A 10,360-nucleotide genomic window follows, 5' to 3' on the forward strand; every position below is an offset into this window, starting at 1 on the left:
ACGATGAAAGGAAAGACGAAACTCATGGGGCGGTGCCCTCTTCCGGCTCCGGCGTGCCCACCTGCAGGCTCTCCGGCGGCAGCGGCTGCGGCACGCACACTGCCTGGTTCCATGACAACCCGTAGGCATCCGGCGCATCGGGCATTTGGTAGTCGATGCGGCAGCGTCGCTTGCCTTCGGGGTCGACGATCAACGAGCCGCTGTCCTGCGCACCGCGCAGCTGGATCACCCCACCCTGCCCCACCGCACCGGACGGCGTGCCGTCTTCGCTCTGCACCACCGCCGCAAACGGCAGCGGCTGGCCCAAGGCATCGGTGGCGTCGATGAACAGCGTGCGCTCGCGGCGAACCTGGAACGGCACGCGCACGATGCCACCGGCGGTGGGCGCCACACGCTGCGAGGTCTGCAGCAGCTCCACCTCGATCGGCAGGCCGGAGGGGTCCAGGTCGATGGTGTTCCAGCGGTAGGGGCTTATATGCGGCAGCAGCGCATAGCCATTGCGCGCCACGCGCAGGTCGGTACTGCTGCCGATGCGCGCGCCCTGCGCACCTGGCGCCTGCACCAGCGCGAAGCCCTCGCCCACCGGCGCGCCCAGGTTCAGGCCACCGCTGTGCAGCGCCACGCTGCCCGATGCGCCAAGCGACAGGCTGCGGTAGTCGCCACTGCGGCTGTAGCCGGCATTGAGATTGCCACGGCTGCCTTGCCACGCGGCATAAGCGCTATGGCTGTTCTGTCCATTGCCTTGTGCGCTGGACAGGCTGTAGCTCAGCGCACGTGACTCACCCAGGCTGCCGGTGATGCCCAACTGCGACTGCCTGCCACTATCGGCCTGGCTGAGCTGGGTGCTGGCACGCGGTGCGTTGGCGCTACGGCCCAGCGGTACGCTGAGGGTGAACGCGTAGCGGGTGTCCTGGCGGCCATCGCCCACGCGGAAGCGCAGCGCGGACACACCATAGTTGACCCGCCCCAGCGTGCTCTGGAAGCCCACCTGGAAATCGTTGCGGCGTCGGGCGCTGTCCCAGTAAGACACATGGCCGCCGCTGAGATACAGGTTGCTGCGCTGGCCAACCTTCTGCGAGAAGTTCACCTGGTAGCGCTGGCGGGCGCGCTGGCCGTAACCCCAGTCGTCGCTCTGCGCGCGTGCCACATCGTTGAGGCTGAGGAAGCCACGCGTGCTGTAGCGGTACGCGGCCAGGCCGAAGTTGGTACCGGTGCGCGCCACGTAACGTTGGTAATTCACGCGGAAGCTGTTGCCGGTGGCGGTGTCGTTGCCGCGCAGGCGCGCGCGCGAATGAGTGACATCGGCACCGAATGCACCGATGGCCGTGTTGATCGCAGCACCGGCCAGCAGCGCGCGATAATCCTCACCCAGCTGCGCGCCCCCCAGCACGGTAAGCCGGTTGTTCACGCCGCGCGCGTAGGTACCTTCGGTGAAGCGCAGCGCCTGCAGCCTGTTGCTGGTGTCGCGCAGCTCGCCGGCAGTGACCGCGAAGCGCGACGAACCCGCGCGAAGCGCCTGCGGAACGGCCGAGAAGTTGACGCTGAAACGCTGCACGCGCCCGTCGGCTTCGGTGACGCTGACGTCCAGGTCGCCGCCGAAGTTGGTGGGGTACAGATCCTCGATGGTGAACGGACCAGGCGCCACGTTGCTTTCGTGGATGATGCTGCCGTTCTGGCGAATGGTGACCACTGCATTGCCTTCGGCAATGCCCTGCACCACCGGCGCATAGCCGCGCAGCGAGTCGGGCAACATGCGTTCGTCGCTGGCCACGCGCACGCCGGTGAACGGCACGCTTTCGAACAGCTCGCCACCGGTGTTGCCCTGGCCCAGCAGCAGCTGGCTGCTCCAGCGCGGAATGTCGCGCTGCAGGTGGCTGCTGATGACGTCATGGCGGGTACCGTGGCGACCATGGGTGAACGACGCGCGGTGGCGCAGGCGCCATGCGCCCAGGTTCAGGCCCGCCTGCAGGCCGAGATAGCTGCTGTCGCTGCCCTGGCTGCGGTAGTGATTGGCACTGTAGTCGATGAAGGCAGCGGTGATGCCGTCGTCGCGCAGCTCCGGCGCCACGAAGCCACGCGCAGCGATGGCCTGGGCCGCTTGCGGAATACTCAGGGACAACTGCAACTCGCCGCTGTCAAAGGTGCTGTTGGCGCCCTCCACCAGCGCTGGCAGATCCACACAGGTGCTTTCCTCGGACGGCAGGGCCTCAAGAAACGCAGGCTTCAATGGCAACCCGTGTACCAGCGTCGGAGACAGGCATGGCACGGCGATCTGCGGATCGTCCTTGATGACGAAGCGGATGTCCTGGCTGCGCAGGAACTGGCCGTTCACATGCACGTCCACCGCGTAATCGCCAGCCGGCAACGGATTGCCGTTGGCATAACGCGCCATGTCAATGGCTTCGCCGCCAATCAGGAAGCCTTCGCTGAACTCCACCGGCGAGGCGGCGGCATCCAGTGCAAATCCAGCCGACAGCACCGTACCGATGGCGGCGCAGAGCGATCGCGTGGCGGCACGGGCATTGCCGACGGCCGTCATCGGTAGTCGGCGGTCAGCACCGCCTCGCCTTTGACGTCGCCGGGCACCAGCGGATCGGGTGTACGCAGATAGCGTGCACTGAACGGAATGGCCTGTTGCCCTTTGCTGGACCAGCCATGCGACCACGCCTGGCCGAACTGCACCGGCTGGCCACCGCGCAACAGCTGCACCTGCACACCGCCAGCCGTGGCGCCGGGGGCGGGCGCAAGCTGGCCGTTGCTGCTGCCGGGACCATTGGCATCGGCCAGCGACAGCTGCACGTCGATGTTGTCCATCGGGCAGTTCATCGTGACGTCGAAGCTGGATTCCTTCGCATTGCTGCCGCTGGCAGCAAGTTCGTTGGCGACAACGTCGTCGAGGGTGTGGGAAGCGTTGGCGAGGGTGCAGGTGACGGGGGGCATGGAGATCTCCACCGACAGGTGGTGCTGCATCCTCTGGCTCGGATCACCCTCGGGCCAAGATGTAATGGTGCCCAGGTAGCTCATCGGAACCGGCTCCATGGCGCCCCCGCGGAAGAACACAATCACATAGACCGCGACGGTAACCGGTCCAGCAGTTGCAATCGGTATGCCGGGGTGTCGATTGATCGCTCCTACAGCCAAGGCGGGACCACCAAAATCCGAGGGAACACCCTTTCTCACACTGTAGCCAAAGCCGATGAGTGGTGAGCGCGAACTGAAGCTATAGGCCTTGTAGGTGACGCCACCGTAGGTGACATCGCGCTCGTAGGTGAGACCGGTCAGTGGCGCATCCACGACGAAGGCTGTTTGCCCGGCAGCGCACTCGAACCCCAGGGCAACTGCTCCCGCCGCGCTGGTTCCCAGCCGTTGATCCGGCCGATCCAGATTGACCCCCCGCTGGGCGAGGCTCAGATCTTGATCTCCCGGACTCAGCCGCGCGCAGCTGGCCCCGGCCTCCAGAACGCACAGGGAAGCGATGACCACCGCACCCACCCGCGCGCGCACCACACCACGCGGCACATGCGTGCAGACAGACAGAAGAGCGCGGAACTGCAATGGAAACCGCACGGCGATTCCTCCGGCAACGAATCGAGGCCGCGCAGTCTAGGCAGCGACACTGCCACTTCCTATCGGATTAATTGCAGTTCGCGAACGTCAACACGCTTTTACAACTTGTTGCATACCGCAGCCTGACGCGTGCATCGAAACTATCCGCGCTGACTGCCTTTGGCGGTCACCGCGTGCCTTCATTCCACTACAGAGAACTGTCATGCCACTCACACTCCGCCTCCTGTCGCTTTCAGCCCTCGCCGTCGTCGCACCGTCGGTGTCTGCCGAAACGCTGGAAATCACCGGCGAACTGATGACCTCCACCTGTTCGGTGGGCTCCACCGGCGGCACCATCACCGTGCCGATGGGCAAGGTCGATCTGGCCTCGGTAAACGCCAACGCCCGTGCCGGCCAGAAGAACTTCACCATCGCCCTGGACTGCTCGGGTTCGGGTGCGTCGCAGGATGTAGGTGTGCGCTTCGGTGGCACGCCCCACGGCAGCACCGGCAACCTGGCACTGACGGCCGCATCGACCGCGACCAACGTGGGCGTTGCGCTGTACGACGCTGCGGGCAACCAGCAGAAGATCGGTGAGGATCCGGCGGTGTGGGTGACCATCGCCGCCGGTGGCAGCGGCCAGCTGGACTACAGCGCGTGGTACGCCTCGCCGGCCACCAACGCTACCGCTGGCACCGCCAATGCCTCGGGCGACTTCGTGGTGCTCTACAAGTAATCCACTTCCGGCAGGCCAGCGCCACGCTGTGCTGGCCTGCACCCTTGAATGAGGTTGACCATGAAACTACGCGCCGAGGCGTGGATAGGCGCGCTGCTGGCCGTGTCGGTGGCGCTGCCGGCATCGGCTGCGGTGACGCTGCAGGGCACGCGCATCGTGCACGATGCCAGCAAGGGCCGCGACGTGACGGTCAAGGCCAGCAACGTGGGCGAGCTGCCGGCGATGACCCAAGTCTGGATCGACGATGGCGACAGCCAATCGCGCCCGGAAAACGTACGCACGCCATTCCGGCTGACACCGGCCGAGCCACGCATGTTGCAGCCGAAGCAGGGCCAGGCATATCGCCTCACCTATGCACCGCGCCCGTCGGAGGCACCGCTGCCGACCGATCGCGAATCGGTGTTCTATTTCAATCTGCTGGACATTCCGCCCAAGCCCAGCGATGCCAGCGGCAAGAACCTGCTGCAGTTCGCAGTGCGTACGCGGGTGAAGCTGTTCCATCGCCCCGCCGGGCTGCCGGGCAATGCACGCGACGCAGCAGCCACGCTGCAGTGGACTGCCGATGGCGATGCGCTGCAAGTGCGCAATCCGAGCGCGTACCACGTGTCGTTGAGTTCATTGACGCTGGCCGATGGCCGCAGCGTGGAGGTGGACATGATCGCGCCGGGTGCACAGGTGCGCTATGCGCTGCCGGAAGGTGCGGCGATGCCAGCAACGGTGGCGTTCAAGTGGCTGGATGATTACGGCACGCCGCGCGAAGCCGAAGCGCGCGTTGGACGATAGGCGCCAACTGCGCTTACGCACCGCATCGGCAACTGCTTGCATTGAAGGTGGCCTGCGCGGCAGGCTGTAGTCCACACCCGCACGTCGCAGGTTCGCACCATGGCGTCACCCTCGGGCTCCGTGCTTGCCACCCTGCAACGGTTGCAGCGCCAACTGTTGTTCGGCGGCGGCGCCATCCTGACCGTACTGCTGCTGGCTGCCGGCTGCGCGGCGCTGTGGCTGCGCCTGGAAACGGTGCACCTCAACGAGCGCGAAGCACTACGACGCGGCCAACAGACGGTGGATCGCTACATCGGCGAGCGCAGGCGGGCTTACGTGGCCAGCTTGAACACCAATGCCACGTTGTGGGCTACCCAGCAGCCCGCACTGATGGCCGGCGGCATGCCGATCCGTGAGCACTTCGCGGCCCAGGAGGGCACCGCAGGCGTCATGGCGCCGGGCGCCCTGTCCGTCCCCTGGCTGGCGTTGTCCCCGCGCGACGGCCGTCTTCCGCCCCAGGCAGAGGCGGCTTACCTGGGCATGGTGCAGACCTATTCGGCGTACATGGCCGCAACCGTGGCGGCGCAGGATTCGCCCACCTCCTTGATCTCCTTCGCCTTCGAACCGGAAGGGCGGCTGTTTGCGATCGCCGGACTGCATGATGAAGCGCAGCTGCTGCAGACCCTGAAGGTGCAGACCCGTGAACAGGCGCTGGCCGCGCTGACCCAAACCGCCGATGCGGGCTGGCAGTCGTCGGGTGCGGAATCCGAGCTTCAACTGGATAGCGGCCGGCTGCGCGCCTACTTCGGCCGCAATCCTTTCACCGGCGAGGATGCACTGGTCACCCAGATGCGCCTGCGCAGCGACGGCACCCCCTTCATCAACCGGCTGACGTTTGAACCTCTGCAAGGCCTGCGCGAGCGGTTGGAGGAGGCAAGCCCGGGCAGGTGGGTGGTGCTGGACCGCCAGCGGAACGATGTTCTGCGCAGCGCTGCGGACGGCGCGATTTCCGGACCTTCGCTGGACGTCGTGGCATCCCCCCGGCCTGCGATGCTGGCACTGCCTGACGGCCGCGCCTTCGTGGTGTCCGCATCATTGCATGGCATCGACTGGACGCTGCTGCGGCTCTACCGCTGGAGCGACATCTGGGCGGCGCAGCGAATCTATCTGCTCGGCGGCGGGCTGGCCCTGGCAGCGTTGCTCGCCGCGCTGTGGACGCTGTTGCTGCTGGTCGACCGGCGTGTGCTGCGGCCGGCGCTGGAGGAAGCCGCACGGGTGCATGAAAGCGAAGCGCTGAGCCGCACCTTGATCGAAACCTCGCCGGTGGGCCTGTGCCTGCTCGACCAGCAGCGCGGGCAGGTGATCCTGCACAACCAGGCACTGGAGCACCTGATCGGCGACACCACCGGCAACCTGATGGAAGTGCTGGTTGGCCGCCTGGTGCAACGCGTTGACGGCCAGGTACACGGGCAGCTGTTCGAGGCGCCCTCCTCGGATGAGCAAGGTCCCCCGCGCTACCTGCAGTCCATCGTGGCCGCCTCGCGCTACCAGCGGCGGGCGATCTGGGTCTGCGCGGTGACCGATGTGACTGCACAGAAGGAAATCCAACAGCGTCTGCTGGATGCACGGCGGCATGCCGAACAAGCCCAGCACGACGCTGAGGCTGCGGACCAGGCCAAGACCGCCTTCGTGGCGATGATCAGCCATGAAATACGCACCCCCTTGAGCGGCGTGCTGGGCCACCTTGAACTGCTTGCGCACCAGACCATGCCAGCGGCATTGAACACGCATGTCACGCGCGCGAGGAGTGCTGCCGATGTGCTGCAGGGGCTGGTGAACGACACCCTGGACCTTTCCCGCATCGAAGCCGGGCTGATGACGCTGGAGCCGGCGCCTTTCGATCCGCGTGCGTTGCTGCAGCAGACTGCGACGCTGTTCGAGCCACAGGCCAGCGCGAAGGGCCTGCGCCTGGAGCTGCACACGGGCGATTCGCTGGGGCCCGCCTACGTGGCCGACGCAGGCCGCTTGGCGCAGGTGATCAACAACCTGGTTGGCAATGCGGTGAAGTTCACGGCATCGGGAACGGTGGCGGTCAGCATTGATGCCTCGGTGCGGCCTGATGGCAGCGAATGGCTGCATGTGGAGGTCCGCGATACCGGCCCGGGCATCGATGCCGAGGCGCAGGCAGATCTGTTCAAGCCGTTCGTGCAGGTCGGTGCAGGCTCGGCACGGCAGCACGGCGGCAGCGGCCTGGGGCTGGCCTTGTGTCAGCGCTTCACCGCACTGCTGGGCGGCACCCTCGGCGTGCGCAGCATCCCGGGTACCGGCAGCGTTTTCCACGTGGACATTCCGGCACGCCGGACCACCGCCGTGGCAGACGCGCCGCCACGGCCGGCGCCTGTCGAGCGCGCGCATCCCTCGCGCGGCCACGCGTTGCTGGTGGATGACAGCGTGATCAGCCGTGACGTGACGCTGGGGCAGCTGCACGCACTCGGCTGGCAGGTCACCCTCGCAGCCGACGGCGATGAGGCCTGGCAGCGCTGGTGCGAGGGTCGGTTCGATATCGTGCTGACCGATCTGAACATGCCACGCCTGGACGGATACGGGCTGGCCCGAAAGCTGCGTGCAGACGATCCCTCCATCCCCATCGTGGCGCTCACCGCCAATGCGATGCCCGAAGACGCGCAACGCGTACGCGAGGCCGGCATGTCCACGCTGCTGCTGAAGCCGCTCGACCTGCCTTCGCTGGAGGCTGCGTTGCACGGATTCGATCTTGATCACTCGGCACGGCCACCGTTACCCCCTGCAGTAAGCGAGGTGGTTCAGCGGCAGATGCGCGAGGCGTTCCTGCAAACCGCGCATCGTGATTACACGGCGCTGATCCAGGCGCTGGACAGCGCCGATGCACCGGCCCTGATCGATCTGCTGCACAGCTTTGCTGGCGCGCTGGCATTTCTGGGAGAAACCCAGGCGGCCCACAGCTGCCAACAGACCGAGCAGGCCCTGCGCCGCACCCGTGTGACAGATGCGGCGTCGAAGGCGACAGTGATTGAGGCTATCGGGTTGATTGCGGCGAGCATCGAACGCCAGGTTGCCGCGCAGCAGCAGGCATGACTCCGTGTGCTCAGCCGGCGAAGTGCTGGTACCCGCTCGGGCCGTCGTGGCCTTCGGTATGCACGCCCTGCCCTTCCATGATGCGACCGATGCGGGTGATCGGCAGATCCAGCGATTCGGCAACGAAGTGCAGCGCGTCGCGCTGGTCGGCGGCGGCGGTGAAGCACAGTTCGTAATCGTCGCCACCATGCAGTGCGCACTCGCGGGCAGCATCGCGGCCCAGCAGTTCACGCAGCGCCGCTGACATCGGCAACGCATCGGCATCGACTTCGGCGCGCACGCCGCTACGGGCAGCAATGTGGCCAAGGTCGGCCAGCAACCCATCGGAGATGTCCACGGCGGCATGCGCGAATGCACGCAGGCGCAGGCCGAGGGTGACGCGCGGGGTGGGACGCAGCAGCCGCAGGCGCAGGGTTTCGTAGTCGGCCAGCAGCGTGGCAGCGGCGACGTTCAATGCGCCCTGCTGCCACAGCCGCAGCGCACCGGCGGCATCGCCGAGGGTGCCGCTGACCCAGATGTCATCGCCAATCTGTGCGCGATCACGACGCAGCGCCTGCCCGCGTGACACCTGCCCCATCGCGGTGACCGACAGCGACAGCGGGCCGCGCGTGGTGTCACCACCAATCAGCGCGATGTCGTGCTGGTCGGCCAGTGCGAAGAAACCATCGGCGAAGGCATCGATCCAGTCTTCGCTGGCCTCGGGCAATGACAGGGCCAGCGTGCACCACGCCGGGCGCGCGCCCATCGCGGCGAGGTCGGACAGGTTGACGGCCAGCGTCTTCCAGCCGATGTCGAACGCCGGGGTTTCGGCCGGGAAATGCACGCCGCTGTTGAGCGTGTCGGCGGTGACCACCAACTGCTCGTTCGGGCGCGGCTGCAGCAGTGCAGCGTCATCGCCGATGCCGAGCACGATGTCGTCGCGCTCGACGGTGCGGGCGCGGATGCGATCGATGAGGGTGAATTCGGCCAGGGACATGGGGCGTTCTGCTTTCTTGTAGAGCCGAGCCATGCTCGGCTGCAGTTCGATCACGCGCCGCACTGCCGGACGCAACCGTGCGCTGCACGGTGAGCCGAGCATGGCTCGGCTCTACAGAAAACGGGTCAGTGACCCGATTCCACCTTGCGCCATTCCACGGCGGCACGATCCAGCACGCCGTTGACGTAGGTGTGGCCATGTTCGGAACCGAAGCGCTTGGCCGATTCGATGGCTTCGTTGATGACCACGCGGTACGGCACGTCCAGGCGGTAACGCAGCTCGTAACCGGCCAGGCGCAGCACGGCGCGTTCGATCGCGTCCACTTCGTCGATGCTGCGGTCCAGGTACGGGCCGAAGGCTTCGTCGATGTCGCGACGGTTGTCGAGCACGCCATGCACCAGCGCTTCGAAGTACGCCAGGTCGGCGATTTCGCGGGCCTGCTCGTGGGCGAACTGGGCGATAAGCGACTGGCCGTTGCCGCCGGAGATCTGCCAGGCGTAGATGGCCTGCACGGCACGACGGCGCGCGCGCGAGCGCAGCACCGGATCGATGCCATCGCGGCGGACGGGTTTACCGGAGGGCTTGCCCTGGGTGTTCTTGTTCATGGCAGCTGCTCCAGAAGGTTGACCATTTCCAATGCGGCGAGTGCGACTTCCTCGCCCTTGTTGCCGTGGCTGCCGCCTGCGCGGGCCTCGGCATCTTCCACGCGTTCCACTGCCAGCACGCCGTTCAGCACCGGCACGCCGAAGTCCAGCTGCACGCGCATCAGGCCTTCGGCACAACGGTCGGCCACGTGTTCGTAGTGGCGGGTGTCGCCACGGATCACGCAGCCCAGGGTGAGGATGGCGGCGTGTTCGTGGGCGGCGGCCAGGCGCGCGGCAACCAGCGGCAGCTCCCAGGCACCCGGCACGCGGATCACGTCGATGTTGGCTTCGGCAATGCCGTTGCCGGCCAGGCTCTGGCGGGCGCCAGCGACCAGCACGTCGGTGATGCGGGCATTCCAGCGGCTGGCCAGGATGGCGAAGCGCGCCGATTCGGGAGTGCGAAGATCGCCTTCGTAGTGGCTCATATGCGGCTTGGGATTCGATTAAGGGGTAATTCTACCGTGGATGGGCCCCGGCCGTGCTTGGCGGGGGCCTGGGGGCGTGCCGACCAACGGTCGGCACCCACCGGTGGCACGGGGTCGGCACCCATCGGTGGCACGGGGTCGGCACGCACCAGAGGGC

At 66.7% G+C, this 10,360-nt stretch carries 8 protein-coding genes; 3 read left to right on the top strand and 5 right to left on the bottom strand.

Annotation, left to right across the window (positions count from 1 at the left end; genetic code table 11):
* Positions 1-22: 22 nt before the first annotated feature.
* Both WKB25_RS11365 and WKB25_RS11370 read right to left on the bottom strand, forming a co-directional pair.
* The gene (locus WKB25_RS11365) at positions 23-2,539 is read right to left on the bottom strand and encodes a fimbria/pilus outer membrane usher protein (RefSeq protein ID WP_340570702.1); all 2,517 of its coding nucleotides are present in this window, start codon (positions 2,537-2,539) and stop codon (positions 23-25) included.
* Positions 2,536-3,567, bottom strand: coding sequence for a fimbrial protein (locus WKB25_RS11370; protein WP_340570703.1), 1,032 nt, complete (start codon positions 3,565-3,567; stop codon positions 2,536-2,538). Before WKB25_RS11370 ends, WKB25_RS11365 begins: the two co-directional genes overlap by 4 nt.
* A 202-nt stretch (positions 3,568-3,769) precedes the next feature.
* Between WKB25_RS11370 and WKB25_RS11375 the strand changes: the two genes are divergently transcribed.
* The 3 genes from WKB25_RS11375 (at position 3,770) to WKB25_RS11385 (ending at position 8,158) form a co-directional block, all read left to right on the top strand.
* Positions 3,770-4,282 carry a fimbrial protein gene (locus tag WKB25_RS11375; RefSeq protein ID WP_340570704.1) on the top strand — a complete coding sequence of 171 codons (513 nt, stop codon included), beginning with the start codon at positions 3,770-3,772 and terminating at the stop codon, positions 4,280-4,282.
* 60 nt (positions 4,283-4,342) lie between these two features.
* Positions 4,343-5,065 carry a fimbria/pilus periplasmic chaperone gene (locus tag WKB25_RS11380; protein ID WP_340570706.1) on the top strand — a complete coding sequence of 241 codons (723 nt, stop codon included), beginning with the start codon at positions 4,343-4,345 and terminating at the stop codon, positions 5,063-5,065.
* A 99-nt stretch (positions 5,066-5,164) separates the two neighbouring features.
* On the top strand, positions 5,165-8,158 hold the full coding sequence (locus tag WKB25_RS11385) for an ATP-binding protein (RefSeq protein ID WP_340570707.1): 2,994 nt from the start codon (positions 5,165-5,167) through the stop codon (positions 8,156-8,158).
* A gap of 10 nt (positions 8,159-8,168) precedes the next feature.
* On the opposite strand, the gene thiL is transcribed toward WKB25_RS11385, so the two are convergent.
* The 3 genes from thiL to ribH form a co-directional block, all read right to left on the bottom strand.
* The gene (gene thiL / locus WKB25_RS11390) at positions 8,169-9,134 is read right to left on the bottom strand and encodes a thiamine-phosphate kinase (protein ID WP_340570708.1); all 966 of its coding nucleotides are present in this window, start codon (positions 9,132-9,134) and stop codon (positions 8,169-8,171) included.
* Between the two features lie 125 nt (positions 9,135-9,259).
* Positions 9,260-9,739 carry a transcription antitermination factor NusB gene (nusB, locus tag WKB25_RS11395; protein WP_049469504.1) on the bottom strand — a complete coding sequence of 160 codons (480 nt, stop codon included), beginning with the start codon at positions 9,737-9,739 and terminating at the stop codon, positions 9,260-9,262.
* A complete protein-coding gene (ribH, locus tag WKB25_RS11400; protein WP_025876639.1) occupies positions 9,736-10,203 on the bottom strand; it encodes a 6,7-dimethyl-8-ribityllumazine synthase in 468 nt (155 codons plus the stop codon). Before ribH ends, nusB begins: the two co-directional genes overlap by 4 nt.
* Positions 10,204-10,360 lie beyond the last annotated feature (157 nt).

Source organism: Stenotrophomonas sp. G106K1 (assembly GCF_037969685.1).
In the GTDB taxonomy this organism is placed as follows: Bacteria; Pseudomonadota; Gammaproteobacteria; order Xanthomonadales; family Xanthomonadaceae; genus Stenotrophomonas; species Stenotrophomonas lactitubi.